At 82.0% G+C, this 244-nt stretch carries 1 protein-coding gene; it reads right to left on the bottom strand.

Annotated elements, in window-relative coordinates:
- Positions 1-244, bottom strand: a 244-nt coding sequence (locus GTW40_RS24085) for a hypothetical protein (protein WP_202486344.1), incomplete at both ends; no start/stop codon positions are given.

Below are 244 nucleotides of genomic sequence, written 5' to 3'. Positions count from 1 at the left end.
CGCGGCCGCCTCGGCGGCGTGCCTGCGGGCCTCCTCCGCGCGCAGCAGGGCCTCCTCGGCCTTGCGCTGCTTCTCCAGGCGCAGGGCCTCGGCCTCGGCACGCAGCCGGGCCTCCTCCTCGGCCTCCCGGCGGCGGCGCTCCTCGTCCGCCCTGCGGCGGGCCTCCTCGGCGGCGCGGGCCTTCTCCTCGGCGAGCAGCCGCTGCCGCTCCTCCTCGGCGCGCCGGTGGGCCTCCTCGGCCCGG

Source organism: Streptomyces sp. SID4985, assembly GCF_009863025.1.
Taxonomy (GTDB): Bacteria; Actinomycetota; Actinomycetes; order Streptomycetales; family Streptomycetaceae; genus Streptomyces.
This window is presented reverse-complemented; position numbering and strand designations above follow the sequence as displayed.